Genomic DNA, 25869 nt, shown 5'->3' on the forward strand with positions numbered 1-25869 from the left:
AATGAGTTCTGGGACCCGCCGCCGCCGGTGCCCGGGCACCGGCGGCGGAGCGGGTCAGCTCCGGATCCCCGCGCCACCCGCGTTGCTGCCGTGCGCCGTTCCCTCCCCCGCCGGCAACTCCCCTTGCACGTCAGCGGTGTTCCGCGTCGCTCGGCTCCGGCGCCGGCCGACCGCCGCGACGGCCAGGGCGACCGCCGCCGCCACGGCGACGAGCACCACGTCGGGTACGGCGGAACCCACCTCCCGGGTCCACTGCTCCAGCGCGAACTCGTCCTCCACGCCGACCGCGCCGGGCAGCGCGCCGGTGCCGTCGAACGCCAGGAACACCGCGCCCAGGACGACGAACAGGGCGCCGGAGAGCATCTGCGTCGAGTGCAGCTCCAGCTTCCCGACGCGGACCGCCCGCCCGCGCAGCCATCTCCGGCGGCCCAGGTCGAACCGGTGCCACAGGACGGCGAGTACGAACAGCGGCGCCGCCATGCCCAGGGCGTAGAAGGCGAGGAGCACCCCGCCGTACACGGTGTCGCCGCCGAGCGCCGACACCGTCAGCACTGACCCCAGGATCGGCCCGGCGCAGAACCCGGCGAAGCCGTACACCGCGCCCAGCGCGTACACGCTCACCGCCGACTCCGGCCGGATCCGCCCCGCGGCCTGCTGCATCCGCCGCGAGCCGAAGCCGAAGCCGAAGAACTGGGCCACGCCCAGCGCGACGACCGTCCAGCCGCCGACGGCGATCAGCAGCTCGCGGTGGCCGTAGAAGAGCCTGCTGGCGAACGAGCCGGCCACGCCGAGCGGCACCAGGGTGGTGCACAGCCCGGCGTAGAAGATCCCGGTACGGGCCAGGAGGCGGCCGGCGCCGCTGATGGAGTAGGCGAAGAAGGAGGGCAGCAGCAGCGCGCTGCACGGGCTGAGGAGGGCGAGCAGGCCGCCGAGGAAGGCGGTGAGGTAGCCGATGTCCGCGCTCACTCCGCCTCCGCCGCCGCCTTGCGGGCCTCGTCGACGGCCTCTTCGAAGACCTCGGTGGGCTGGGCGCCCAGCACGGGTGTGGTGTTGACGAGGAAGGCGGGGGTGCTGGTCACGCCGAGGTTCCGGCCCTCGGCCGCGTCACCGCCCACGGCCTTCTCGGCCGCCGCGCCCGCCATGTCCCGCTCGAACCGCGCCAGGTTCTTCACCCCGGCCTGCTCGGCCATGGCGATCAGTTCGTCGTCGGCGAACTCGCCGCTGTTCTTCTTCCGCTCCTCGCCGTAGGCCACGTCGTGGAACTCCCAGAACCGGCCCTGCTGCCCGGCCGCCCAGCCGGCCTGCGCGGCTGCCTGCGACTCGTCGCCGAAGATCGGGAAGTGGCGCCACTCGATCCGCAGCACGCCCGCGGCCACGTACTTCTCGACCAGCTCGGGCTTGGTGTCGCGGGCGAACTTGCCGCAGAACGGGCACTGGAAGTCGGAGTACTCGATGAGGACCACCGGCGCGTCCTTCTTCCCCAGGGCCATCGGGTCCCCGGCGGCACGCCGCTGGAGGGCGAGCAGCGCGCGGTCCTGTGCGGACGGCGCGTCCTTCTCGGCGTCGCCGCCGGGGTCGGCGTCCGCCGTACGGCCGCCGGCGGAGCCGGAGTCGGAGCCCGCTCCCGCGAAGAGGGAGAGGGAGCCGAGGCCGAGGGCGGCGGCGAGGATCAGGGCGACGACGAGGGTGGACGCCTTGCGGGTGCGCTTGCTGGTGTCGGTGTTCATGGGGTGGCTCCCGGGTCAGCGCGTCGGTTCGGAGGGGGTGGCGGTGGGCTCGGCGGGGGCCGCGCCCGGCGAGGTGGCGGTGCGTTCGGGGGCCGCCGCGGCCGGCGCGGCCGGCACGGCCGGCGCGGTGCCGGTGGCGCACGCCGCCTCGCCGGCCAGCCGCTGCACCGCGGCGACCGCGAGGAGCAGCACGGAGCCGACGCCGATCAGGGGCTGCAGCGGGGCCCAGTAGGACAGCGCGCCGGACGTGCCCAGGGCGACGAGGACGAGCTTGTTGCAGACCGGGCAGCCGACGGCCAGGAACGACAGCACGCCGCCCGCCGCCCCCAGCCGGGAGCCGCGTCCGGGCCCGTGCGGTGCCTCCGGCCGGCGGACGTACGTGGCCAGCACTACCCCGGCGAGCAGGGCGGTGGCGGCCAGCACCGGGTAGCTCCACCACTCCGGCGCGATCTCGCGGCCGAAGACGGGGTTGGGGACGAGGGCGGTCGGCAGCCCGATCGCCAGGGCGGTGGCCGCCGCCGCGACGGCGGCGGTGAGCCGGCGGGCGGCGCCCCAGAGGGCGAGCGTGCGCAGCGCGAGGCGCACGCGGTTACGGAAGAAGGGCATGAGGTGTCCTGCGGTCGAGTCGGGGATACGCGGAAGATCCGCGTGCGCGCGGGACCGTCGTCCTTCGAACGGAGCGGGTGGGCGGCGCGCAGGCGGCAAGGCGGCAGCGGCGGCTCGCGGTACGGGTTCCTGCGTACGCCGAGCCGGCCGCGGCGCCTCCTACAGCCGCAGCACCGTCAGTCGCGCTATGTCCGGCCCCGGCGGTGTCCGGCCCTGGGCCGCCGCCGCGCCGGAGTCCGCGGCCGCACCGGCCGCCCGCGTGTCCCGTACCGCGTACGAGACGACGCCCTGGTCGCTGCCCGCCCGGACGCTCGGCACCGACTGCTGCACGGCCTTGCCGGACTTCCGGCACCCGGGGGCGTCCCGCTCGTCGCCCGCGGACACCTGCTCGGAAGCGGCGTCCCGCGGCGCGCTCACGGCCCCGCGGGAGTCCGCCGCGGACGCACCGGCGGCGGACTGCGCCACCGGGGCGCAGGCCAGGGAGATCAGCGCCGCCAGCACCACCACGAGCGCGCGGACGGCCGCGCGCGGGAGGGTGGCGGTCATGCTGGTCCTCAGGGTCGGGGGCGCACTCATTAGACCACGCCCGCCCTGCCCAGCGGCCTGCCGACAGCGGAAAACCCCCGGTCAGGCCCCCTACCGAGCCGCCGCTCCTCCCCTGTCCCCGGCCCCCGCGCCGGCGTTCCGCACCAGGATGGGCCCGGCTCTCCCCGCGGGGAGAGCCGGGCCCGGATTGCGGTGGGCTACAGGCCCGTGTCGCAGCAGCCGTCGCGGCGCATGAGGCGGCCGACGTCCAGCCAGTCCACATCCGCGTCCGCATCCGCGCGCGGGGCCGCCCGCGGCTCGAAGGAGCCCACCAGGTCCTCCTGCGCGAACGGCCTGCCGCCCCGCAGCACCGACTCCGTGCGCACCAGCGTCGCGAAGTCCGTGAACGGGTCGCCGTCGACCACCGTCACGTCGGCGAACTTGCCCGGCTCCAGCGTGCCGAGGTCCTTCGCCGCGCCGAAGGCGCGGGCCGGGAGCACCGTGGCGGTGCGGAGTGCCTCGGCCGGGGAGAGGCCCGCGCGGTGCAGGGCGCGCAGGGCGAGGTGGAGGTGGAGGCCCACGGGGACGAGCGGCTGGTCGGTGCCGAGGGCGACGACGCCGTCCGCGGCCAGGATGCGGCGGTAGACGTCCGTCTCGGTGGCCAGGGTCCGCAACTCCGCCTCGCTGGGCGGCTGCCCGGCGCGCTGGACGACGGCCGCGGTGTCCCACGGGGGCATCAGGACCGTCACCCGCGGGTCCGCGGCCAGCGCGGGGTCGGCGCCGAGCAGCGGGAGCGCGGTGAAAGGGGTGCCGATGAGGTGGAAGTCGCCGGTGGCGGCGTAGATGTCGACGAGATCGGCGTACGCGCGCCCCGAGGCCGTCGTCGCGTGGCCGAACTCCAGCCGCTGCGTGGCCTGCAGATGCGTCGTCAGGTCCTGGCCGAGCTGTATGCCCGGCGAGCACAGGTGGCTTCCGCTGCGCACCCCCAGCCGCTCGTGCGCGAACGCCGCCGCCTCCGCCATCACCCAACCGGGCGCACGGACATAGGTCTTGACGAAGTCCCAGTCCAGCCCCTCCGCCCGCGCCAGCGAACGGCGCAGCCCGGCCCGGGTGCCGTGGGCGCGGCCCATGCTGTACGCGACCCGCGCGCCGTCGAGCAGTTCGCCGGTGGCCAGCAGCCGGGGGCCCGCCAGTTCTCCGGCGTCGGCGGCCTCGCGGATGCGGGCCTGTTCGTAGGCGAAGCCGCCCAGCGACACGGCGGTGGTGATGCCGTACGCGAGTTGCAGCGCGGTCTGCCGGCCGCCGTAGGTGGACTGCCAGGGGTGGATGTGGGCGTCCCAGAGCCCGGGGATGACGGTCCGCGCGGAGGCGTCGACGCGGCGCTCGGCGGGGCGTCCCGCGCGGTGCGGTTCGACGGCGGTCACGCGGCCGCGGCGGATGACGACGTCGGCGTCGTCGCGTACGGCGTCGGAGGTGCCGTCCCAGAGCCGCCCGGCGTGGACGACGGTGTCGGGGGCGACGGGGCGGCGGTAGTCGAGCGGGATGCGGACCGTGCGGGCGGCGCCGGTGGCGACGTCGGCGATGCGGACGCGCCCCGCCGACAGGTACGCCACCCGCCGGCCGTCGCCGGAGAACGACGGGTGGTCGGCGGCCTCGTCGGTCAGTTGCCGCGGGGCGCCGTCCGGGGTGCCGTCGGGCCGTACGGGCAGCAGCCACAGCGCGGACTCCGCGACCACCGCCAGCCACCGGCCGTCCGGCGACCAGACGGGTCCCGAGTCGTAGCGGTCGGAGATCGAGGTGTGCGGGGCGACGGGGTGGAGCCGGGCGGCTCCGGTGGCGGCGTCGACGAGGCGGATGAGGTTGTAGCCCTCGCGGAAGCGCTGGTTGAGCCGGTTGCGGTCGCAGAGCGCGAGGTAGCGCCCGTCCGGTGACCAGCTCGGCCGGCCCGGCAGCCCGCCCGCGCCCAGCGGCGCGGCGAGCACCTTCTCCGTGCCGGAGCCGAGGTCGGTGACGACGAGGTTGCCGGTCATGTCGACGCACGCGAGCCGCGTACCGTCCGGGGAGAGCGCGGGGAAGACCCGGCCGCCCGCGGCGAGTACGGTCTCCTCGCCGGAGTCGAGGTCGCGGCGGCGGACGGCGAAGAGGCCGTCACGGTCGTCGGCGTAGACCAGGCCGCGGCCGTCGGGGGTCCAGGCGGGGGCGAGCACGTAGCGGGTCTTCTCCGCCTGGAGGACCTTGCGCGGCTTGCCGCCGCCGGTGACGTCCGCGGTCCAGAGCGCGCCGAGGGCGCAGAACGCCAGGCTGCGGCCGTCGGGCGACAGCGCGGGCAGGTGGACGGCGCGTACCCGGCGGACGCCGCCGTCGGCGAAGTCGTACGCCTTGGTGCGGTACCGCCGGCGCTCGACGGGCAGCGCGGCGGCGAAGGGGATCGTCTCCGGACCGGCGGGGGCCGCGGGGTTCACGATGCGGAACTGGCCGCCGGCGGTGAGCAGCAGCGCGTCGCCGGAGATCCAGCGGGGCGGTACGGGCGACACGTCCGCGTCGCCGAGGTCGACGGGCGCGCCGTCGACGACGAGCGTGCACGACGCCGAAGGCGCGGCGGTCGTACGGAGATACGCGAGCCGCCCGTCAGGGCCGACCGCCGGGGTCATCACCTGCGCCTCGGTGGTCTCGGTGTGCTCGGTGCGCACCTCCCCCGGGCCGTCCGCGGCCGCGGAGGCGACGGTGCGGGCCGTGAGCGTGCCGCCCGCGCCGACCGCGGCGCGGACGAAGAACACCCGCGCGCCGTCCGGCGACCAGGCCGGGTCGAAGTCCTCCCAGGCGCCGCCCTGGTGGGGGCCCTGCTGGTCGGGGAGCCCGGTGACCTGGGCGAGTTCGCCGCTGGCGACCGTGAGGATCCAGATGCGGTACGGGCTGCCGGCCACCGGGTCGCCGCCGCGCTCCGAGCAGAACGCGATACGGCTGCCGTCGGGCGACCAGGCGGGCGCGCGGTCGTCGTGGGGCCCGTCGGTGAGCTGGGTGAGCCCGGAGCCGTCGGGCCGCAGGGTCCACAGGTGGAAGCCGCCGCCGCGGTAGGCGCACACGACCAGGCGGCTGCCGTCGGGCGCGAACTGCGGGCGGTTGGGCTCCAGTCCCGCGGTGGTCAGGGCGGTCGCCTTGCCACCCTTTCGAGGGATCGACCACAGGACGTTCTGCACTTCGGCGACCAGGTGGTCGCCGGCCGGGGCGAGGGTGGCGGAGCCGTTGGTGGCGGCGGTGAAGGAGAGGGTGCCGGCGGCGGCGCGCGGTGCGGCGGCGGCGGCCGGGGTGTCGAGGACGGCGCCGGCGGTGACCGCGGTGGCGGCGGCCGTGGCCTGGAGGAAGCGGCGGCGGGAGAGGTCGAAGAGCTCGGCGTCCAAGGGTCCTCCCGGGACTCGTACGGTACAGGAGCAGTACGGGACGATACGGAGGAGTTCAGGGCAAGAGGGACCGATCGAGCGGGCGGTCCTGCGGAACGCCCGTCTGTCAGTTGTACGCCGCGGAACGCAGGCGTTGTAGACCGCCTACCGGTGCCCGTGGGGCGGATGATGCCCCGGCGCCCGGCCGCCGCCGGCTTCCGGCGGAGACCGGGCAGCGACTTGCGAATACCCCCTAGGGGTATTACCCTCGGCCGGGTGAGTGCGGCACACGCCCCTCGCGTTCCACCTGTCATTCCGGAGGAAGAACCATGAGCGAAGGCAACTCCTGCTGCTCCACCGACGGCAGTTGCGGCGGCGCCACCACCGGGGCCGCCACCCCGCAGACCGGCACCGTCTTCACCGTCAGCGGCATGACGTGCGCGCACTGCGAGGCGTCCGTCACCAAGGAGATCTCCGCCCTCCCCGGCGTGACCTCCGTCAAGGCCGACGCCGCCACCGGGACGGTCTCCGTCCAGGCGGGCGCGGCGCTCGACGACGCGCAGGTGCGCGGCGCGGTCGAGGAGGCGGGCTACGAGCTGGTGGGCCGGGCCTGATCCGCACCGCGGGCCGGGCGGTGATCCCACCGCCCGGCCCGCGGCCTTTTCCCCCAACGCCGGAGCGCGAGCCCCCGCTTGACGCGGCCTCCCGCCCGCGAAACGCTAACTTCCTTAACGGCCGTAGACGCTCCGGCCCGGTTCCCGGCCGGCGCGACGACTACGATGAGGCCGCGCCGATGCCGCGGCCCACCGCCGGGCCGGGCCCGAAGGGAGCGAGCGTGCGACGTCTGGGTGAGCTGGAGGCGGAGATCATGGAACGCCTCTGGGGCTGGGGGCGGCCCGCGACGGCGCGCGACGTCCTCGCGGACCTGAACAAGACGCGGCCCCTCGCCTACAGCACGGTCAAGACCGTCGCCGACATCCTCCACCGCAAGGGCGTCCTCCGGCGCGCCAAGGACGGCAGGGCCTGGGTGTACGAGCCCACGCTGACCCGCCAGGAGTACACCGCCGCGCTGATGCAGGACGCGCTCGGCAGCAACCCCGACCCGGCCGGCGCGCTGATGAGCTTCGTGGCGCAGATGTCGACGGCGGACGCCGACGCGCTGCGCTCCGCCCTGCGGTCGGCGAAGCGGCGGACCGGCCCGTGACCACCGTCCTCGCGCTGGCCGCGTACGCCGCCCTCGCCGGGGCGGTGGCACCGTACGCGCTGGCCGGCGCGCGGTGGGCGTACCGGGCGCCGAAGGCCGCGGTGGTCGTCTGGCAGGGGCTGATGGCGGCGTTCGTCGTCACCGCCGCGTCGGCGGTCCACCAACTGGCCCTCGCCGGGCAGCACATGCACGGCGGCCTCGCCGGGCTGCTCGGCGTCTGCGGTCTGTCCCGGGCCGCCACCGGCGGCCCCGCGCCGGCCCCGGCGGACGCCCTGCTCCTGCTGCCGCCGCTCGTCGTCGTCCTCGTACCGACCGGCTGGCTGCTGCACTGCCTGCGGCAGACGGCACGCGCGCGGCGCCGCTCCCTCGGCATGCTCGCGCTCGTCGGCCGCCAGGACCCGGAGTACGGGGTGACGGTGGTGGACCACCCCGCCGCGGCCGTCTACTGCCTGCCCGGCAGATCCCGGCGCATCGTGGTGACACAGGGCGCGCTCGACGCGCTGACCGATGCGGAGTTGCGCGCCGTTCTGGCGCACGAGCGCGCGCACCTCGACGGCCGCCACCACCTGCTGCTCGCCACCACCCGGGCGTTCCAGCGCGCGTTCCCCGGCCTGCCGCTGGCCAGGCTGGGCCGCGAACAGACCGCGCTGCTGCTGGAGATGACCGCGGACGACCGGGCGATGTCCTCGCACCCGCGCGACGTCCTGGCGAGCGCGATGTACGAGGTCGCGGCGGGCCAGGCCCCGGAGGCGGCGGTCGGCGCCGGCGGCCCGGGGGCGCTGATCCGGCTGCGCCGGATGCTGGCGCCGCCGCACGAGCCGGGCCGCGCCACCGGCTGGAGCCTGGTCGCCGCCTCCCTCGCCGCCCCGTTACCGCCGCTGCTGCTGGCCTGCGGCCCGGCGCTGGGCTGAGCGCGGACAGCGGCAGCCGGACCCCGTCCACCACCGCCACCCCGCCCGGCCGGGCTGTCAGAGACGTCCGCTAAGGTTCTTAGCGGAAAACAGCCGACGGCCAGAGGTCGAGCCACGCAGAGGAGAGTTCGTGCTCCGTTCCCCGGGTCGCGAGGCGCCCGACAGCCCGCCCGCCGGCCGTTTCCGCCCCCCGCTGGTGGCGGGCGTCGCGGCCGCGGCCGTCGCGGTCGTCTTCGGTTTCCTCTACGTCCTCGGCCTGCTGGTAGGCGGTGACGACATACCCTCAGGGACCCGCGTGCTCGACCTCGACATAGGGGGCATGAGCCGCGCGGCGGCCCAGGAGAAGCTGGAGCGGAACAGGGCGGAGCTCGTACCGGACCGCCTGCCCGTGCGCATGGGCGGCGAGGCCGGCGAGCTGGACTCCCGGGCGGCGGGCGTCACGCTGGACGCCGAGGCGACCGTGGACGACGCCGCGCAGTCGGGGTCCGGCCCGCTGACCGTCATAGGCCGGCTCTTCTCCGGGGGCGGCGGTGACGTCGAGCCGGTGGTCCGCGTGGACGGGGAGAAGGGCCGCGCGGCGCTCGCCGGCCTCGCCGAGTCGTACGACCGCAAGGTGCGCGACGGCTCGATCGCCTTCCACGACGGCGAACCCGCGGCCGTGCAGCCGCGTGCCGGCAGGTCGCTCGACGTGGACGGGGCGCTGGCGGAGCTGGAGGACGCCGCCCCGGACCGGGAGGACGACCCGCTGGTGCTCCCGGTGCGCGAGACCGAGCCCAAGGTCGGCGCGGCGGAAGTCGACCGCGCCATGGCCGGGTTCGCCGCTCCCGCCATGTCCGGTCCCGTGACGCTCACCGTCACGGGCGGCGGGGAGATCGAGATAGCGCCGGAGGTGCTGGGCGAGCACCTCGCGATGGAGCCGGACGACTCGGACCGGCTGACGCCCCGGCTCGACGGCCGCGGGCTCTTCCGCGCCCCCGAGGTGGCGGCCCAGGTCGGGCAGGTCGGCGGCGAGGCCGAGAACGCCCGGCTGCGCTGGGACGGCGAGCAGGTCGTGGTGGCCTCCGAGGCGACCGAGGGCCGCGAGATCACGCGCACGGCGCTGGCGAAGGCCGTGCTGAAGCTCCTGCCGGAGGAGGGTGCACAGGCCCGTACGGGGCCGGTGGCCACCCGGGTCGACCAGCCGCAGCTCACCGGCGAGAGCGCCGGCCGGCTGGGCATCAAGGAGCAGATGTCCAGCTTCACCGTCGAGTTCCCCCCGGCCCCGTACCGCACGCAGAACGTCGGCCAGGCCGCGAAGCTGATCGACGGCTCGGTGGTGCTCCCGGACGGGACCTGGAGCTTCAACGACACCGTGGGCGAGCGGACGGAGGCCAACGGGTTCGTCGAGGGGATCATGATCCTGGACGGCAAGTACACGCGGGCCACCGGCGGCGGGGTCTCGGCGGTCGCGACCACCGTCTTCAACGCCGCCTTCTTCGCGGGCGTCGACTTCGAGGAGTACGGGGCGCACTCCTTCTACATCGAGCGCTACCCGGAGGGGCGGGAGGCGACCGTGGCCTGGGGCAGCCTCGACCTCAAGTTCCGGAACGACTCGGGCAACGCCATCTACGTGGAGGCGAGCGCTACGGAGGACTCCGTGACGATCTCCTTCCTCGGCACCAGGAAGTACGACGAGATCGAGTCGGTCAAGGGTCCGCGGACCAACGTGGTGGAGGCGGGCACCCGCAAGGGCGACGAAGACGCCTGTGAGCCGCAGACCCCGCTGGAGGGGTTCGACGTCGAGGTGGAGCGGATATTCAAGTCCGGCGGCCGGGAGGTCGACCGGGAGACGTTCACGACGACGTACACCCCGCGCGACAGCGTCACCTGCGAGTGAGCCCGCGCCGGGCACGGCCGGCCGGCGAGTGGGCGGTCGGCGCGTGCCGGGTCGGCGGGTGAGCGGTCAGCGGGTGAGCGGTCCTTCGAGGAGGTCCAGGACCGGGCCTGCGGCCACGCCGAGGGCGACCGAGACGGCGGCCGTGGCGTATGCGGTCAGGGCGGCGGGCCGGACGAGCGGCTGCGGGCCGGGTCCTGCGGCGCCGGCGAACGCCGGGCGGATCCAGCGCAGGTAGTAGAAGAGGGACGCCACGGTGTTGACCGCGGCGAGGACGGCGAGCCAGAGGTAACCGCCGTCGACGGCCGCGGTGAAGACCTCCAGCTTGCCGAGGAAGACCGCGGTGGGCGGGGTGCCCAGGAGCCCGAGCAGGCAGACGACGAGGCTGAGCGCGAGGCCGGGGTGGGCGCGCAGGAGCCCGCGGTAGTCGGCCAGGGTGCGGGCGTGCGGCAGCGCGCAGACGACGGCGAAGGCGCCGAGGTTCGTCACCGCGTAGCCGGCGAGGTAGAACAGCAGCGCCCGCTGGGCCTCGTCGGCGCGGGTGGCCACGGCGACGGGCAGGAGCAGGTAGCCGACCTGGCTGACGGTGGAGTAGGCGAGCAGCCGTTTGACGTCGGTCTGGAAGAACGCGGCGAGGTTGCCGAGCGTCATGGACGCGGCGGCCAGCACCGCGAGCAGTTCGTCCCAGGGCACCCCGGAGCCGGCGAGCGGCACGGCAGCCAGCCGGTAGAGCGCGGCGAGCGCGCCGACCTTCGGCAGGGTGGTGAGCAGCGCGGCCGCGGGCGGACTGCTGCCCTCGACGGCGTCGGGCACCCAGAAGTGTCCCGGCACGGCGCCGGTCTTGAAGAGCAGCCCGGCCAGCAGCCCGACGGTGCCGGCGGTCACGAGGACGGCCGGGGCGCCCGGCAGCGCGTCGCCGAGCGCGGGGTACGCGCTGGCGCGCCCGGCCGCGTACAGCACGGTGATGCCCGCGAGCATGACGACGCCGAGCAGCGCGCCCATGACGAAGTACTTCAGCGCCGCCTCGGTGCCGGGGGCGTCCTTGCGGAAGCCGGCCAGGGTGTACGAGGGCACGCTCGCCAGCAGGTACGCGGCGGCGAGCAGCAGCAGGTCCTGGGCGCCGGCGAGCATCAGGGCACCGAGGGCGGCGAGTTGGACGAGGACGTGGAACTCGCTCTCGCGCGCGTCGCCGCGGAACGGGGCGAGGCCGAGCAGCAGCACGATCACGGTGCCGGCGAGAATGACGATACGGCTGGTCGACGTCACCGTGTCGACGGCGAACGCCCCGTCGAAGGCGGCCGTGGGCCCGCCGCCCGCCGCCACGGCCGCCGCTGCGATGCCCGCCGTACACGCCGCCAGGCCGAGCGCGCCGACCAGCCACTGCCGCCGCCGCGGCAGCCAGGCGCCGAGCAGCAGGCCGAGCACGGCGGAGCCGGCCAGGAGCACTTCGGGCAGCAGGTCGAGCGGGTTCTCGTTCATGCCGTTCGCCGTCCCGCTCACCGGGCGACGAGCTCCAGGACGCCGCGCGAGAACGGCTCGATGACGTCGAGGACGAAGCGCGGGAAGACGCCGAGCACGACGGCGAGCGCCAGCAGCGGGACGATCGCCGCCGCCTCGTGTGCGCGCAGGTCGGGGAACGGCCGCGGGGTGCCGGGCGAGTCCGGCAGCCGCAGCGGGCCGAGGAAGATCCGCTGTAGCGCCCGTACCAGCAGCGCGGCGGTCAGCAGGATGCCGAGCACCGCCAGCGCGGTCGCCACCGGGCGCGGGCCGAGGCTGCCGGCGAGGATCTGGAACTCGGCGATGAAGCCGGAGAACCCGGGCAGCCCGAGGGAGGCGAAGACGGCGACGCCGGTGAGCGCGGCGAAGACCGGGGCGCGGGCGGCGACGCCGGAGTAGGCACCCATGGCGTACGTGCGGCCGCGCTCGTGGAGCGCGCCGGCGAGCAGGAACAGCGCGCCGGTCAGCAGCCCGTGGCTGACCATCTGGTACGTCGCCCCCGTCACGGCGAGCCGGCGGGCGGCCGCGGTGTCCTCGCCCAGCGCGGCGGCGGCGCCGAGGGCCAGGAGGATGTAACCCATGTGGTTCACCGACGTGTACGCGATCATGCGCTTGAAGTCCGTCTGCGCCAGGGCCACCAGCGCCCCGTAGAGCACGGAGACGACGCCGACGACCACGAAGACCGCCGCGTACGTGCGCCACGACCCCGGCAGCAGCGGCATCGCGATGCGCAGGAACCCGTACGTGCCCATCTTCAGCAGCACCCCGGCCAGAATCGCGGAACCGGCCGCGGGGGCTTCGGTGTGGGCCGGCGGCAGCCAGGTGTGGAACGGCACCGTCGGCGTCTTGACCGCCAGGCCGAGGCCGATCGCCAGCAGCACCAGGGCGCCGTAGCCGGACCGCCCGGCCAGCGGGTTCTCCTCGGCCAGCGCGACGATGTCGAACGTGTGCGGGGTGGCGGCGAGCGAGAGGCCGATGAAGCCGAGGAGCAGCGCGAGCGAGCCGAGGAAGGTGTAGAGGAAGAACTTCTGCGCGGCGCGCGCGGCGCCCGGGTGGCCCCAGCCGGCGATGACGAAGTACATCGCGACGATCGACAGGTCGAAGAAGACGAAGAAGAGGATGAGGTCGAGCGAGGCGAAGAGGCCGAGGCTGGTGGTCTCCAGGAAGAGGAAGAGGGCGGCGAACTCCCGTACCCGGCGGGTCTCGCGCAGCGCGTACAGCGCGCAGGCCGGGAAGAGGACGGCGGTCAGGGCCAGCAGCGGCAGCGACAGGCCGTCCACGCCGATGTGGTAGCCGATGCCGGCGCTGGGGATCCAGCGGGCGTGCGTCTCGTACTGGATGCCGCCGCCGTGGTCGTAGCCGAGCCACAGCGCGACGGTCAGCGCGAGGACGGCGGCGGACACGGCGGCCCAGGCGAGGAGGAAGACCCGGCGGCCGGCGGCGCGCGGCACGCACAGCAGCGCGCCTGCCGCGGCGGCGGGGAGGAAGACGATGGCCGTGAGCACGGGGGCGGTCACCTCACGAGGACGAAGACGGCGGCGAGGACGGTGAAGGCCGCGACGGCCTGGGCGAGGTAGGTGTGCACCTGGCCGGTCTGCGGGCGGCGGGCGAGCCGCCCCAGCGCGCGGCTCAGGGCGCCGATGCCCTCGACGGCGCCGTCGACGGCCGCTTCCGCACGGCGGTCGACGCCGCCGGCGAGCCGGACGGTGCCGCGGGCGAGGCCGTCGACGCCGCGGTCGAGCACCCGGTCGTCGAAGGCGGCCAGCGCGGCGGCGAGGCGGCGCACGGGGCGTACGAGAACGGCGCGGACCCCGGCCTCCAGGCCGAGCCAGCCGGACGCGGCGGCCGTGAGCCGCGCGGGCAGGGGGCTGCGGCGGTCGCCCCACGCCCAGGCGGCGGCGGACGCGGCGAGGGCGAGGGCGGCGGGGAGGGCGAACTCCCAGGCGGACGGGGCGGCTTCGCCGCCCGCGCCGATCAGGTCGGCGACGGCGGTGCGCGGCCCGGGCAGGGCGAGGGCCGCCAGGGCGGCGACGGCGAGGGCGAGCGCGGCGAACGCCGCCGTCTCGGGTGCGGGGAGGGGACGGGGGCCGCGGTCCTGTGGCCCGGCTCCGCTTCGTCCGGCCGCCGCCGGGGGCGGTGCCGGGGCCGTGGCCGGGAGTCGTACGGGTCCGGGCGGGCGCCCTACGTACCAGAGGGCCTTGACCGCGTAGACCGCCGAGATGACGGCCGCCGCCAGGCCCGCCGCGTACAGCGCCGGGCTGTGCTCCAGCGCCCCGGCCAGCAGCACGTCCTTCGCCGCCCACAGCGACAGCGGCGGCACCCCGGCGAGGCTCAGCGCGGCCACGGTGAACGCCGCGCCCGCGATCCGGTTCCGCCGGGCGGCGCCGCGCAGCGCGGGCAGCGTACCGGCGCCGAACGCGGTCAGCCAGAAGCCGGCCACGAGGAACGCCAGGCTCTTCGCCGCGGCGTGCGCCATGAGTTGCAGCGTGCCGCCGGTGGTCGCGCTCGCGCCCGCGGCGAGCACCATGAAGCCGATCTGGGCGCAACTGGACGCGGCGAGGAGCTGCTTGAGGTCGCTCTGCGCCACCGCGACCAGGCCGAGGGCGAGCGCGGTGGCCGCGCCGGTCCAGGCCACCGCGTCGTCGCCCCAGCCGGAGGCGGCGAGCAGCGGCTGGAGCCGCAGCAGCAGGTACGCGCCGGCGACGACCATCGTGGCGGAGTGCAGCAGCGCGGAGACGGCGCTGGGGCCCTGCATGGCGCGTGACAGCCAGAAGCTGAACGGGAGTTGGGCGGACTTGCCCAGCGCCGCGGCGACGACGCCCGCGGTCAGCAGGTGCAGCCAGGGGGCGGGCACCTCGTGCAGCCGGTCGAGCGCCAGACCGGACGCCAGACCGGACGCCTGACCGGCGGCGAGGGCAGCGCCGGCGGCGAGGTAGAGCCCCAGGTCGGCGGCCCGGGTGGTCAGGTACGCGACGCCCGCCCCCTCGGCCCGTACCGGATCGTGCCAGCGGAAGCCGATCAGCGCCCAGGAGGTGGCGCCCATGAACTCCCAGCCCATCAGCAGCGCCGGCAGGGTCGTCGCGGTGACGGTGACCAGCATGGCGCCGCCGAACAGCAGCATGAGGCCGAAGAAGCGGGCCCGCGGCTGCCCGGCGCCGATGTCGCCGGTGCTGTGGACGAGCACGGCCAGGGTGACGGCGGCGACGGTCACGGCCATCAGCCCGGACAGCCCGTGCGCGCCGAGCCCGAACGGCAGCCCCGCCAGCAGCGGCGCCCGCACCTCCGCCGGGGCCGCCGCGGCGGAGACGGCCAGGGCGAGGGCGGCGGCGGAGGCCGCGACGGCGACTGCGGGCGCGTACCGGTCGGCCCTGCGGCCGCTCGCGGCGAGCAGCGTCCCGGCGGCGAGCGGCACGGCGACCAGCGCCCACAGCGCCGCGCTCACCCCTTCAACTCCGCGGCGTCGTCGGTCATGTCGACCTCGCGGTTCCGGAACAGGGCCGTGACCACGGCGAAGCCGACGGCCATCTCCACCGCCATCACGGTGACGGCCAGCACGACGAGCACCTGCCCGTCGGTGGCGGCGGGCGCGACGAAGTGCCAGACCGCGGCGGCGGCGAGGATGACGCCACCGAGCATGAGCTCCAGGCCCATCATCAGCATCACGACGGACTGCTGCGAGAGCGCGCCGAACAGCCCGACGCAGAACAGCGCGGCGGCCACGAGCAGAAGCGGCTCCAGCGTCACCGGCGCGCCCCCGGGCGTACGGGATCGGCGGGGCGGCGGGAGCGCAGGTCGTCGCCGAAGCGGTCGTACCGGCCGCGGCCGGTGGCGAGCACGACGGTGGCGACGATGGTGGTGAAGAGGGCGAGGCCCAGCGTCATCATCGTCAGCATGTGCGGGCCCATCAGCGACTCGCCCAGGGCCATCGTCGGGTCGTCGTCGGGCTTCCCGCGCCGCCCCGGCCAGGGCGCCAGCAGGATGCCGGCGGCCAGCAGGACGAAGACGGCGGCGCTGACCTCCGCCGCGCCCCGCTTGTTGTGCAGCATCGACATGGGCAGCAGCCCGGCCGGGTTCATCATGAACATCACCATGAACACGGCCATGAGGGCCATTTCGATGGTCATCATGAGGATGACGACGACGCCCAGGTAGTCGAGGCCGAGCCGGATGACCAGGCCGCCGACGCAGAGCAGGGAGAGCAGCAGCGCGTACGTCGCGCGGGCCATGGAGTCGTAGCGGAAGACCATGACGCCGCTCACCACCGCGGGTACGGAGAGCACCCAGAACACCACGTCATCGGGCATCTTCCCGGCCTCCCTCCGTCATCGGCCGCGCCTTCACCGGTTGCGCCCTCACCGGTCGAGCACGACGATGGCGACGGCCAGGGCCTGCAGCAGGGTCAGCGGCACGAGCACCGTCCACGCGAACTCCATGTAGCGCTCCATGCGCAGCGTCGGCAGCAGCCGCCGCCCGGCCACCAGCAGGCCGAGCACCGCGGCCGTCTTCAGCAGCGTCCACGCCCACGCCGGCAGCCACGGCCCGTGGCCGCCGCCGAGGAAGAGCGGCACGCTGAACCCGGCGGTGACCACCAGCAGCAGCCACCGCCCGGCCAGCAGCACCAGCCGGTCCACGCCCGCGTACTCGGCGGCCGCACCGCCCGCGGCGTCCCGCCCGAGGGGGTGATCGAACGGGCCCCAGAAGGCCATCGCCAGCGCGCTCAGGAGGAACACGGCGAACGCCACCGGCATCCACACCGCGAACCAGAGCCCCCGCTGCGCCGTCACCACCTCGCCGACCCGCAGCGACTCAGCGCCGAGCGCCGCGGTGGTCAGCGCGAGCATGTGCGGCAGCTCGTACGCGAGGCCCTGGGCGAGGAAGCGGTAGCCGCCGACCAGCGACAGCGCCGAGTTCGGCCCCCAGCCGGCCAGCCACACCGCCGCCCACGCCAGGGCCTCCATCGCGTTGAACCACACCACGCCCACGACCGGATCCGTGACGGCCCGGAACCCCCACGGGAGCACGGCGCCTGCGAGCACGGCGGCAACGGGGACGAGCGCGAGCCCGATGCGGCCGAGCCACGGGTCGCCCGCGGTCGTACGCCGCGGCTGCTGGCCCAGCAGCCGCAGCCCCGCGCGCAGCGGCGCCTGCGCGGCACGCAGGGGGCTGCCCTGGCGGCCGCCCGCCGCCGCCGCGGCCAGCACGGCGTCGAAGCCGGCGACGAGGGCCGCCGCGGCGGCGAGGGCGAACGGCAGCAGCACGACGGCCCACACGGGCGCGGTGTCAGCCATGGACGGCCACCGCCAGTTCGTCGAGGTCGGGGTCGAGGCTGGCCACGATCACGCGGGCGGAGGTGAACTCGGCGCCGCGCAGCAGACCGGGCAGGACGTCCAGGAGCGCCTGCGACGGCGGCCGCGGGCCGTCGAGCCGGCCGCGCGGGCCCTCCTGGCCGTACGGGGCGAGGGACCGGTCGTCGTCGACGCCTGCGGCGCAGCGCGCGGCCTCGTCGAGCCAGACGAGCAGCCGGTCGTACGCGTCGCCGTCCGCGGCCAGCGCGGGACCGGTCACCCCGGACCGCCGCGCCCGCGCGGCGGGCAACACGCCGAGCCCGGCCGTCGACTCCCGCAGCACGCGCGACCGCCGCACGCGCCGCCCGAGCCGCTCCAGTCCCGCACCCCACTCCTCGAACGGCGCCCCGTCGAGCACCGCGTCGCGCAACCGGCGGGCACGGGCGGCGGGATCGGGCCACCCGGAGACCGCGAGCAGCCGCGCGATGCTGTCCAGGTGCGCGGCGCAACACCGCCGGTGGGCGGCGCCGCGCAGGACGTCCTCGCCACGGGCGGCCCGCAGCCACGGCTCGTCCCAGTAGGGCAGTTCCTCCGCGGCGGGCGTGGTGGTACGCACCTGGGCGTCCTGCACGACGTCCCCTTGCAGGGCGACGTCGAGCACGAGCCCGGCGGGCCAGTCGGCGAGACCGGGCCCGAGCGGCAGATGCAGCCGGTCGAGCCGGAGCCCGTCGCGGTCGTCGGCACGTTCGGCCAGGGGCAACCCGGCGACGGGGCCCAGGTGATGGAGATGCGCCGCGTGCGCATCGTGCGCGCCGTGGCCACCAGTACCCTCGTGCACGCCGTGGCCGCCGTGACCGCCGTGACCACCGTGACCACCGTGGCTCCCGTGCGCGTCGTGGCCACCAGCGCTCTCGCGGCCCGTGTGACCTTCGTGGCCGGGGGCGCCTCCGTGGCCGCGGTGGTCCTCCCGGCCACGAGGACCCCCGTGGCCGCCGTCGTCTTCCTGACCGCCATGCCACGCACCGGGCCGCCCGTGCGCGCCACCCCCGCCCGGGCCCAGGCGACCGGCCATGCCCCCGCCCTGGCCACCGGCGGGCGCGACCAGCGTCCGCAGCAGCCCGTTCAGCGCCGTCTCGACGCCCTCCGCCCCGGTCACCGCGGACCGGGACTTGGGGTACGGGATCTGCCGCCAGAGCGCGTCCGTCCACTCCCCCGTCCCCGCGCCGCCCGCACCCACGACCAGCAGCCCGCTCGCCGCCGCCGGGCTCGCGGCCACCGGCCAGCCACGTCTCCGCAGCCCCGCCTCCACCGCCAGCCGCGTCTCCGTACCTCCGGGGTGGACGGCCAGCAGGACGGCGGGATGCCGGGTCCCCATGCGGCGCAGCGCTTGCCTCAGGCCCACCGCAGCGCACCTTCGCGGCGGGCGTAGACGACGGCCGCGAAGAGGATGCTCAGGAAGAGGAACATCTCGACCACCGCCGGCGTGCCCATCTCGCTGACGACCCGCACCCACGGGTACATGAAGAGCATCTCCATGTCGAACGCCAGGAAGATCATCGTCACGGGATACCAGCGCACATGGAACCGGGAGAACGCGTGCTCCGCGGGCGGCAGTCCGCCGCTGAACGGCCCCGACTCCAGCGCCCCTTGCCTGCCCCGCAGCCACGCGCCCAGCCCGTGCAGCGCCGCGACCCCGCCGATCACCACGCCGAGCAGCACCGCCACCGGCTCCCATACCGCCACGCCGAGCATCATGCCCGACACACACCGTGACCGCGGGACGCCACGGCCGACGACGGAGGGTGATGCGCCGTCATCTCAACGGATAGGCACAACGATCGCGCCGAGGCGGACGTTCAGGCCCGGTGCGGGCCCGTCGTGACGTAGGCGTAGCCGAACCCCTCACCCTCGCGGGGCTCGCGGGTCCAGGACCGGGTGGTGAGGGTGGGGAGTCTGCCCCGGGTGAGCGCGAAGCGCGGCAGCGAGAGGCCGAGTTCGGCGTGGAGGGCCGCCAGCACCCGCGCTTCGCGCTCCTGCTCGGTGTCCTCCGGGCGGCACAGCCGGGCGGGGTCCAGGGCGTCGGGTATCGCGCCGGAGCGCTCGGTCTTCGCGCCTCGTAGGGTGAACGCCCAGAGTTCCTCGCCCTGTTCGGCCACGGACAGGTGGAACGCGGTCGGGTGGTCGGCCGACCGGCTCGTCGGTTCGCGCCAGACCACCACCGCGCGGCCGGCCGCGGAGGCGGCCGCGGCCGGCGAGTGGAACAGGCCGGTCAGACGGCGGTGGGAGTTGACGTCGACGGCGAACGCCCAGCCTTCCGCGATGCGCCCGACGGCGACCACGGGCCGGTCCTCCCAGAGCTCCACGCCCTCCCGCTCGTGGGGTCCTGGTGCCCCCCAGGATGCCGTGCGGGGGTCCGTGGGCGCACTCAGCCCGGCACCCTCTTCGCCGATCAGGGCGGGCAGGCCGGAGGGGTCCGCCCCCTCGATCCAGACAGCGCGGTATCCGTCCCCCGGCTGCCGGTTCGCCGCGCGCTCCGCCAGCCAGGCGAGGCCCGGCGGGTCGAGGTCGGGCACCGGCTCGGGGGCGGGTCCGCTCTCCCCGGCCCGCGGGGTCGCCAGGAGCTCCCGCCCGCGCTCGGGGGTGACCAGCGGGCCCAGCACGGGGTCGGCGAACAGGCCGAGCGGGGCGATCAGCGAGGGCCCGGGCGCCTCCCACGACGGCAGCGCCCCGCGCAGGATCCGCCACGCGTCGTCGGTCAGCCCCCAGCGGGCCGCCTCCCGGGCCTCGGCGACGGTCCGGCCCCAGGTGCCCGGGGGCGCGTAGACGTGGGTCCCGTTCCGTACCGCGTTCAGCACTGCGTCTGCGGTCTCCCGGTCGACCCCGCGGGCGACCATCATCCCGAGCCACTGATCGTCCGCGTCCCGCCGCCAACTGTCACGTCCCACCGCCACGGCCTCCACGGGCAGCAACTCCGGCTGATAGCGGGGGTCCGCCACCAGATCGCCGTAGGCCCGCGGACTCCCCGGCGCCCGCACGTACTGAAGCTGGTTCAGCAGGACGGCACTTCCGGGCCGGCCGTAGGACTCCGCCTCTTCGAGCAGGGGCAACGCCTCCTCGTACCGCCCGCGCAGCGCCAGCCGGCGGGCGTCCTCCACGCGGGCGTCCTGGGCTCGGGTCGTCGCGTTCACGAAGTCGGCCAGCTCTGCCCGGTCGCGGTGGAATCCGCGGTGCATGGCCTCCATGTACGCGCGGAACGACGGGTAGCGGTCGGGCTGTTCGCCGCTCCAGCCCTGGGAGAGGTAGAGCGCCCACTCGCCGTCCGGGCCGACGTCGCCCGGGTCGAGCAGCGCGTGGGACATGTCCGAGTCCGTCTCCAGCCGCACCGCCCGCCGCCACATCCCGGCCAGCAGGACGTCCTCCGTGCGCGGCTCGTCGCCGAGGTGCTCCTCGTACACCGTGCTCTGGTCGTACGGATCCCGGAACAAGTCGATGTCCGCGGCACCCCCGAGCTGGTAGACCCCGGCCATCTGATCGACGTGCCACCCGTCGCTGACGGCCAGGAACTCCCGGTACGACTCCGGCAGCCGCAGCCCCAGCCGCTCCTCGGCCGCGACGATCACCGCCTCCGCCGCCCCGGCCCGCCCCAGCACGAAACGGGCCTCCTCACCGCCCTCGTCGTCCTCGTCCTCGTCCGCCCGCGGAACCCACTCGTCCTGCCAACGCCCAAGGAACCCGTGCCAGTCGAACCCGTCGCCGCTCATGCCCGGGATACTGCCACCCTGCACTGACACCCCGGCCGCCGGCGGCGTCCCGCTCCGTCGTACTCCGACGTGCTCCGTCGTGCTCCGTCCCGTTCCGTCGCGCTCAGTTCGCGTCGATGTGCAGGGGCGCGGGCTCGATCGCCCAGTCGAGCGCGAAGTCCGCGACCTCTTCCCAGCCGTCCTCGCCGCAGGTGTAGTGGCTGCGGCCGGGGAACATCCGGTACGCGACGATGGCCCCGCCGTGCTTCTCGTTCTTCCGGTAGTTCTCGTGCTGCACGGCCGGCGGCAGGATGCGGTCGTTGCCGCCGGCGATGAACATCAGGGGCGCCCGGTCGCGGTCGGCGAAGTCGTAGGCCGTCGCGGCGTGCGGCGTGACGTTGGCGAAGCCGCCCTGGAAGAGGATCCGGCCGGAGACGGGGACCGCGTAGCGGTCGTAGACGGCCTTCGACTCCTCCTCGCTCAGGTTGTTCGCGAACGCGTGGTGGAACTCCTTCTCGGTGATCGGCACCGCGCGGTTCTTGTTGGCCGGGTTGCGCAGGACCGGGAAGGTGGCCCTGATCTCGCTGAGCGGCAGCGCCCGGATCCCCTTGACGGGCGCGCCGTCGATGGACACGCCGACCGCGCCGTACCCCGCGCCGAGGAGAAGCTGCACGAAGGTGCCGCCGAACGAGTGGCCGATCAGGGCCGGCTTCGTGTCCAGCGCCGCCACCACCCCGGCCAGGTGGTCGAAGATCTCGCGCACGCCGAGCCCCGCCAGCGGCGAGGGGTCGCGGCGCAGCGCCTCGACGCCGGCCTCGCCCTGCTCGATCCCCGGGTAGCCGGGCGTGATCACCTTCATGCCGCGCTGCTCGTAGCGGGTGACCCAGTGCTCCCACGACAGGGGCGTCATCCAGAGGCCGTGGATGAGTACGACCGTGTCCGGCGGTGATGCGGTCTGGTCCATCGGCCCGTCCGATCTCTCCGGCGGCGGCGTGCGCGCAGGCTCTCGCGCAGGAGACTTCAGACTATTCGGACATCGCGGGAAGCGGAGTCAGCGATGCGCCGCGAGCCGCCGGGCCCCGCTCCTCCGGTCCTCGCTCCTTCGGTCCCGGTCACTTCCGGGGCAGGAGCGCGCCGGTCAGGTGGTCGTAGGCCACGTGGCAGTGCAGACGTACACCGGACAGCAGGGCGTCGTCGTTGACGTAGAACCGCGGGTTGTGGTTGGGGACCAGCCCCCGCCCGCCCGGTACGGGCTCCAGCCCGCCGTCGTCCGCCAGCCGGCCGTCCTGCGCGCCGAGCATCAGGTACACGCCCCCGAATCTGTTGACGAACTCGGAGACGTCGTCGTACCCGAGGGTCGGCGGGGTCTCGAAGACCGCGTCCTCGCCGACCACGCGCACGACGGTCGGCAGGACCGCGTCGACCCACTCCCCGCGGTTGCGCACGGCCGGCACGTCCTGCAGATACTCCACGGAGGCCGTGCATCCGTACGCGGCCGCCGTCTGCTCCGCGAGCGTGGTGAGCCGCCTCCGTACGTCGCCCATGTCGGCCTCGGCGACGCATCTGATCGTGCCCCACAGCGTGATCTCACCGGGCACGATATTGAACCGGCCGACGTCCTCGACGTGCCCGATGGTGACGGTGATCGGGTCGAAGGCCGGCACCTGCCGGTACACCTGCCCGATGCCCACCTGGATGGCGCCGGCCGCGGGCACCGGGTCCACGCCCTCCCACGGGGTGGAGCCGTGCACCTGCCGCCCGGTGAGCACGATCCTGACCAGGCAGGAGGCGCCGAACTGGTTGCCGACCCGATAGCCGGCGTGCCCGTCGGGCAGCGGGCCCAGGTGCATGCCGAACGCCATTGTCGGCACCGGGTCGTCGCACGCCCCCTGGGCGAGCATCTCCTTCGCGCCCGACTTCTCGTCCGCCGGCGCGCCCTCCTCGGCCGGCTGGAAGAGGAAGAGGACGGTGCCGGGCAGCCGGTCGCGCAGCCCGGCCAGGACGGTGGCGGCGCCGAGGAGCATCGCGGTGTGCCCGTCGTGGCCGCAGGCGTGCGCGACGGGGAACGGTCCGCCGGGGTAGTCCTCGTCCACGACGGTGGCGGCGAAGCTCTCGCCGCTCTCCTCCCGTACGGGCAGCGCGTCGATGTCGGCGCGCAGCGCGACCACCCGGCCGTCACCGGGCGCGCCGCCCTTCAGGACGCCGACGACGCCGTGTCCCGAGACGCCGGTGCGGACCTCGTCGAGGTCCAGCGAGGTGAGGTGGTCCGCGATCAGCGCGGCGGTCCCGGCCTCGCGGTTGGGCAGTTCGGGGTTCCGGTGGAAGTGGTGCCGCCACCGGACGACCTGCGGTTCGATCGCGGCGCACCGCCGGTCGACCTCGGCGTGCATGGGATCGCTGCTCATGTCCCGGCTCCCTCGGCGGGCGGTCCTGCCCGCGTCCCCACGCTAGGGACCAGGGCCCCGTACCACCGCCGCCGGAGGGGCAATCGGGTGACCGGCCGGGACGGGTCAGAGGTCGCCGGGACGGGGCTCGGCGGGGGCGCCGGAGGAGTCCATGAGGATCGCGTGGGTCGCGTGGTGGCCGTCCGCCCGCTTCGGGGGGACCTGGCTGGTCACCTGGACGATCCCGCTCGGCAACACGGTGAACACCGGCTCCTCCGCGCCCTTCGGCAGCTCGGCCATGAAGCGGGCCACCCGGATCCGCTGCCCCTCCGTCAGGTCCGACTTCCGCAGACTGCCGACCGTCCCCTGCAGATGCCGGAGCAGCAGCGCGGCGTCGTCGGGGTTCTTCGTCGTCAGCCGGAGCCAGGAGGAGTCGGTGAACGTGAGGCGTACATCGGACTCCAGCTCGCTGTACGGCATCCGCCGCAGCTCCCCCACGGTGTCCCTCGGCACCTCCCAGAGCACGTCCGCCGGGTCGATCGAGCCGGCAGTGGTGCCGAGGAAGACCAGCCGGCGGTCGGTCAGCACCAGGTGCGTACGGTACGAGTCCGGCCGCCGTCCCGGGTCGAGCTGCCAGGGAGCGTCACGGGCCAGGGTGCCCGGGCCGGCCCACAGGACGGGGAAGTCGTCGACCTCGTTCTCCGGCTCGTCCGGCCGGCCCCGCACGGAGACGCCGCCGAACGGCGAACCGCCGCCGCCCAGCGCGTTCGCGACGACGTTCAGGACGACCGGGATTCCGACGCCCAGCACCCGGCCCGTACGCCGCACTGCCCGCTCGCCCGCCGGGCGTACGGTGAACCCCGGACCCTCCGGCCAGCCCGCCTGCTCCTGCAGCTCACGCTGGATGTCGCGGCGCCCGGTGTCCCGGAACCAGCGCGCGCCCGCCACCCGCGGCGCCACGCCGGCGGCGAAGTCCGCCCGTACCCGGCACTGCAGCGTCTCGTCCCCGTCCGGATACCAGTCCATGCCGTCAGCCTCCCTCCGTACCTTCTGGCTCAGGAAAAGCCACGGACTTCACGATCTCCGCCATCAGTTCGCTGAGATCGTCCCACTGGTTCATCGCGCTGGTGTCGAGCGTGAACACCGCGATGTACGGACCGGTGGGGAACGGGACGTAGACCTGGATCTGACCGGTGATCAGCCGCGTGTCCTCGCCGGTTTCCGTGTACTCGCCGTCGATCGTGAGCGCCTTGACGGTGACCACGGCGACGGCCGGGCCGCAGGGCAGGTCGAGCCAGCGCACGTCGTGCTTGGGCCGGCGCCCGAAGACCTCGCGCAGGCCGAGCGCCGCCGCCTCGGCGCTGGTGTGGCCGGACTCCATCGCGGCGACGGTGAGCGAGCAGTGCGCGACACCGCCCTCCTCGAACCAGATCGCCCAACGCGAACGCCCCTCGTTCCCACAGGAGTTGACAGAAACGCTCAGCCTAGGACCCGAACCGGCCAACGGCGGCCGAAGCCACCATTCACAGGAAACTCTCAGACACCCGGGTACGGGCGGAGGGAACGGGTCGCCGGTGGGGGTCAGCCGGTGGTGGTGTGGATGTTGGGGACGGCTCGGGCCAGGGTGAGGACGCCGACCAGGACGATGGCGACGCCGACGCAGGCCGGGAGCAGCCACCAGCCCAGGCGGATGCTCTCGTCGAAGAGGAAGATGCCGAGGGCCAGGCTCACCGTGGCGTCGCCGATCGTGAGGGCCGGCTGGGAGGCGGCGAGGGAGCCGGCTTGCAGGGCGTTTTCCAGGAGGAGCACGGCGCCGATGCCGCACACGACGAAGCCGTAGGTCTGCCAGGTCGTCAGGAAGGCCAGCAGGCCGTCCTGGATCAGTGTGAAGGTGGCGGTCTTGAGCAGGGCCGCGGTCAGGGCGTTGCCCACAGCGGCCGCCCCGCCGAGGACGACGGCGCGCAGCAGGCCGGAGTGGCTGCGGACGCTGATGGCCGCCGCGGCGGCCATCGCGCCCAGGCAGGCGATCAGCGCGGGGATCCAGCGGGTCATCGGCGCGAGGTCCCGGGCCCCGGTCGGGGCGGCGGCGCCGAGCGCCAGTGCGAGTCCCGCGACTACGGCGGCCACGGCCCACCAGCCTTGCTCCGGCAGCCGGCGGTGGAGCAGGAAGGTGCCGAACAGCAGGGCGAAGGGCAGTTCCAGGATGAAGACCGGCTGCACCAGGGACAGCGGGCCGTTGGCCAGGGCCACCGCCTGGCTGACGGCCGCCACCGTGACCCCGGCGATGCCGATGAGCCACGCCGGCTTGCGCGCCAGCGCGAGAAGCAGCCGCAGACCGCCGCCCTGGGGCACGGTGGCGGCGGCTTTGCGCTGGAACGCGGTGCCGGCGGCGTTGCTGGCGGCACCGAGGACCGCGAAGGCCACGGCGAGAACGAGCATGTCGGTTATCCGCGCGGTAGGTGCCGGCTGCCCTGCCGATCAGGGAGCATCTGCGTCACTACGTCCGGACCGTACCCCCCGCCGCTTCCCACGGCCCTCCGGCTCGCCCTGGGACGCCGCCGATACACCGCTTCACAGCCGTGGGGAGCGGGGGCGGTACGGATTCCGGGGGGGGCGGGGGCTGCCGGAGGCGCGCGGCACTTCAGGGGGGCGATATTCGCATTGGCCGGGTGCCGGTGCGAATGGGGATGTCCGTCAATGCCGCGTACGGCAAAGAGTGATCCGGTCCGCCGGCACAAGC

At 75.0% G+C, this 25869-nt stretch carries 23 protein-coding genes; 4 read left to right on the plus strand and 19 right to left on the minus strand.

All coding sequences use genetic code 11. From position 1 onward, the window contains the following. Nucleotides 1–54: 54 nt before the first annotated feature. From ACFYVJ_RS11410 to ACFYVJ_RS11430, 5 genes are all read right to left on the minus strand, one after another. Nucleotides 55–966: a cytochrome c biogenesis CcdA family protein gene (locus ACFYVJ_RS11410; RefSeq protein WP_388889163.1), complete on the minus strand. Its 912-nt coding sequence runs from the start codon at nucleotides 964–966 to the stop codon at nucleotides 55–57. Next, a complete protein-coding gene (locus ACFYVJ_RS11415) occupies nucleotides 963–1727 on the minus strand; it encodes a DsbA family protein (RefSeq protein WP_388889166.1) in 765 nt (254 codons plus the stop codon). The genes ACFYVJ_RS11410 and ACFYVJ_RS11415 overlap by 4 nt, the downstream gene beginning before the upstream one ends. A gap of 15 nt (nucleotides 1728–1742) precedes the next feature. Further along, on the minus strand, nucleotides 1743–2333 hold the full coding sequence (locus tag ACFYVJ_RS11420; RefSeq protein WP_388889169.1) for a hypothetical protein: 591 nt from the start codon (nucleotides 2331–2333) through the stop codon (nucleotides 1743–1745). Nucleotides 2334–2492: 159 nt separating this feature from the next. Further along, nucleotides 2493–2879, minus strand: coding sequence for a hypothetical protein (locus tag ACFYVJ_RS11425; RefSeq protein ID WP_388889171.1), 387 nt, complete (start codon nucleotides 2877–2879; stop codon nucleotides 2493–2495). Nucleotides 2880–3076: 197 nt separating this feature from the next. Continuing rightward, a complete protein-coding gene (locus tag ACFYVJ_RS11430) occupies nucleotides 3077–6256 on the minus strand; it encodes an amidohydrolase family protein (protein ID WP_388889174.1) in 3180 nt (1059 codons plus the stop codon). A 308-nt stretch (nucleotides 6257–6564) separates the two neighbouring features. Here ACFYVJ_RS11430 and ACFYVJ_RS11435 point away from each other — a divergent pair, with 308 nt between their 5' ends. From ACFYVJ_RS11435 to ACFYVJ_RS11450, 4 genes are all read left to right on the plus strand, one after another. Beyond that, a complete protein-coding gene (locus ACFYVJ_RS11435; RefSeq protein WP_388889177.1) occupies nucleotides 6565–6849 on the plus strand; it encodes a heavy-metal-associated domain-containing protein in 285 nt (94 codons plus the stop codon). Nucleotides 6850–7070: 221 nt separating this feature from the next. After that, the gene (locus ACFYVJ_RS11440; protein WP_388889179.1) at nucleotides 7071–7439 is read left to right on the plus strand and encodes a BlaI/MecI/CopY family transcriptional regulator; all 369 of its coding nucleotides are present in this window, start codon (nucleotides 7071–7073) and stop codon (nucleotides 7437–7439) included. Then, nucleotides 7436–8350: a M56 family metallopeptidase gene (locus tag ACFYVJ_RS11445; RefSeq protein ID WP_388889182.1), complete on the plus strand. Its 915-nt coding sequence runs from the start codon at nucleotides 7436–7438 to the stop codon at nucleotides 8348–8350. Before ACFYVJ_RS11440 ends, ACFYVJ_RS11445 begins: the two co-directional genes overlap by 4 nt. A gap of 130 nt (nucleotides 8351–8480) precedes the next feature. Next, the gene (locus ACFYVJ_RS11450) at nucleotides 8481–10226 is read left to right on the plus strand and encodes a VanW family protein (protein ID WP_388889185.1); all 1746 of its coding nucleotides are present in this window, start codon (nucleotides 8481–8483) and stop codon (nucleotides 10224–10226) included. A gap of 66 nt (nucleotides 10227–10292) precedes the next feature. On the opposite strand, the gene ACFYVJ_RS11455 is transcribed toward ACFYVJ_RS11450, so the two are convergent. The 14 genes from ACFYVJ_RS11455 to ACFYVJ_RS11520 form a co-directional block, all read right to left on the minus strand. Continuing rightward, nucleotides 10293–11702, minus strand: coding sequence for an NADH-quinone oxidoreductase subunit N (locus ACFYVJ_RS11455; RefSeq protein ID WP_388889188.1), 1410 nt, complete (start codon nucleotides 11700–11702; stop codon nucleotides 10293–10295). Nucleotides 11703–11719: 17 nt separating this feature from the next. Further along, nucleotides 11720–13225 (minus strand): NuoM family protein, encoded by a 1506-nt coding sequence (locus tag ACFYVJ_RS11460; protein ID WP_388889191.1) that lies wholly within the window; start codon nucleotides 13223–13225, stop codon nucleotides 11720–11722. 8 nt (nucleotides 13226–13233) lie between these two features. Next, complete coding sequence (locus ACFYVJ_RS11465; protein WP_388889194.1) at nucleotides 13234–15162, minus strand: proton-conducting transporter membrane subunit; 1929 nt, start codon at nucleotides 15160–15162, stop codon at nucleotides 13234–13236. Further along, nucleotides 15159–15464 (minus strand): NADH-quinone oxidoreductase subunit NuoK, encoded by a 306-nt coding sequence (gene nuoK, locus ACFYVJ_RS11470; protein WP_388889197.1) that lies wholly within the window; start codon nucleotides 15462–15464, stop codon nucleotides 15159–15161. The genes ACFYVJ_RS11465 and nuoK overlap by 4 nt, the downstream gene beginning before the upstream one ends. Continuing rightward, on the minus strand, nucleotides 15461–16024 hold the full coding sequence (locus tag ACFYVJ_RS11475; protein WP_388889200.1) for an NADH-quinone oxidoreductase subunit J: 564 nt from the start codon (nucleotides 16022–16024) through the stop codon (nucleotides 15461–15463). The genes nuoK and ACFYVJ_RS11475 overlap by 4 nt, the downstream gene beginning before the upstream one ends. Nucleotides 16025–16072: 48 nt before the next feature. After that, the gene (locus ACFYVJ_RS11480) at nucleotides 16073–17008 is read right to left on the minus strand and encodes a complex I subunit 1 family protein (RefSeq protein WP_388889203.1); all 936 of its coding nucleotides are present in this window, start codon (nucleotides 17006–17008) and stop codon (nucleotides 16073–16075) included. Beyond that, on the minus strand, nucleotides 17001–18407 hold the full coding sequence (locus ACFYVJ_RS11485; RefSeq protein WP_388889205.1) for a hypothetical protein: 1407 nt from the start codon (nucleotides 18405–18407) through the stop codon (nucleotides 17001–17003). The genes ACFYVJ_RS11480 and ACFYVJ_RS11485 overlap by 8 nt, the downstream gene beginning before the upstream one ends. Then, complete coding sequence (locus tag ACFYVJ_RS11490) at nucleotides 18398–18760, minus strand: NADH-quinone oxidoreductase subunit A (RefSeq protein WP_388889208.1); 363 nt, start codon at nucleotides 18758–18760, stop codon at nucleotides 18398–18400. Before ACFYVJ_RS11490 ends, ACFYVJ_RS11485 begins: the two co-directional genes overlap by 10 nt. 101 nt (nucleotides 18761–18861) lie before the next feature. Continuing rightward, nucleotides 18862–20766, minus strand: coding sequence for an SMI1/KNR4 family protein (locus tag ACFYVJ_RS11495; protein ID WP_388889211.1), 1905 nt, complete (start codon nucleotides 20764–20766; stop codon nucleotides 18862–18864). Nucleotides 20767–20869: 103 nt separating this feature from the next. Then, nucleotides 20870–21709, minus strand: coding sequence for an alpha/beta hydrolase (locus ACFYVJ_RS11500; RefSeq protein WP_388889213.1), 840 nt, complete (start codon nucleotides 21707–21709; stop codon nucleotides 20870–20872). Between the two features lie 148 nt (nucleotides 21710–21857). Further along, the gene (locus tag ACFYVJ_RS11505; RefSeq protein WP_388889216.1) at nucleotides 21858–23150 is read right to left on the minus strand and encodes a M20 family metallopeptidase; all 1293 of its coding nucleotides are present in this window, start codon (nucleotides 23148–23150) and stop codon (nucleotides 21858–21860) included. 105 nt (nucleotides 23151–23255) lie between these two features. Beyond that, nucleotides 23256–24155 carry a hypothetical protein gene (locus ACFYVJ_RS11510; protein WP_388889219.1) on the minus strand — a complete coding sequence of 300 codons (900 nt, stop codon included), beginning with the start codon at nucleotides 24153–24155 and terminating at the stop codon, nucleotides 23256–23258. A 4-nt stretch (nucleotides 24156–24159) separates the two neighbouring features. Further along, the gene (locus tag ACFYVJ_RS11515; RefSeq protein WP_388889222.1) at nucleotides 24160–24510 is read right to left on the minus strand and encodes a hypothetical protein; all 351 of its coding nucleotides are present in this window, start codon (nucleotides 24508–24510) and stop codon (nucleotides 24160–24162) included. 200 nt (nucleotides 24511–24710) lie between these two features. After that, complete coding sequence (locus ACFYVJ_RS11520) at nucleotides 24711–25568, minus strand: DMT family transporter (protein WP_388889225.1); 858 nt, start codon at nucleotides 25566–25568, stop codon at nucleotides 24711–24713. Between the last annotated feature and the right edge of the window lie 301 nt (nucleotides 25569–25869).

It is taken from the genome of Streptomyces sp. NPDC004134 (genome assembly GCF_042874195.1).
Lineage (GTDB): Bacteria > Actinomycetota > Actinomycetes > Streptomycetales > Streptomycetaceae > Streptomyces.

Coding starts and splice junctions, on each gene's coding strand:
- ACFYVJ_RS11500 (WP_388889213.1), bottom strand. CDS start 21,709: ATGGACCAGACCGCATCACCGCCGGACACGGTCGTACTCATCCACGGC.
- ACFYVJ_RS11510 (WP_388889219.1), bottom strand. CDS start 24,155: ATGGACTGGTATCCGGACGGGGACGAGACGCTGCAGTGCCGGGTACGG.
- ACFYVJ_RS11490 (WP_388889208.1), bottom strand. CDS start 18,760: ATGATGCTCGGCGTGGCGGTATGGGAGCCGGTGGCGGTGCTGCTCGGC.
- ACFYVJ_RS11520 (WP_388889225.1), bottom strand. CDS start 25,568: ATGCTCGTTCTCGCCGTGGCCTTCGCGGTCCTCGGTGCCGCCAGCAAC.
- ACFYVJ_RS11505 (WP_388889216.1), bottom strand. CDS start 23,150: ATGAGCAGCGATCCCATGCACGCCGAGGTCGACCGGCGGTGCGCCGCG.
- ACFYVJ_RS11455 (WP_388889188.1), bottom strand. CDS start 11,702: ATGAACGAGAACCCGCTCGACCTGCTGCCCGAAGTGCTCCTGGCCGGC.
- ACFYVJ_RS11420 (WP_388889169.1), bottom strand. CDS start 2,333: ATGCCCTTCTTCCGTAACCGCGTGCGCCTCGCGCTGCGCACGCTCGCC.
- ACFYVJ_RS11475 (WP_388889200.1), bottom strand. CDS start 16,024: ATGCCCGATGACGTGGTGTTCTGGGTGCTCTCCGTACCCGCGGTGGTG.
- ACFYVJ_RS11435 (WP_388889177.1), top strand. CDS start 6,565: ATGAGCGAAGGCAACTCCTGCTGCTCCACCGACGGCAGTTGCGGCGGC.
- ACFYVJ_RS11480 (WP_388889203.1), bottom strand. CDS start 17,008: ATGGCTGACACCGCGCCCGTGTGGGCCGTCGTGCTGCTGCCGTTCGCC.
- ACFYVJ_RS11495 (WP_388889211.1), bottom strand. CDS start 20,766: ATGAGCGGCGACGGGTTCGACTGGCACGGGTTCCTTGGGCGTTGGCAG.
- ACFYVJ_RS11425 (WP_388889171.1), bottom strand. CDS start 2,879: ATGACCGCCACCCTCCCGCGCGCGGCCGTCCGCGCGCTCGTGGTGGTG.
- ACFYVJ_RS11515 (WP_388889222.1), bottom strand. CDS start 24,510: ATGGAGTCCGGCCACACCAGCGCCGAGGCGGCGGCGCTCGGCCTGCGC.
- ACFYVJ_RS11415 (WP_388889166.1), bottom strand. CDS start 1,727: ATGAACACCGACACCAGCAAGCGCACCCGCAAGGCGTCCACCCTCGTC.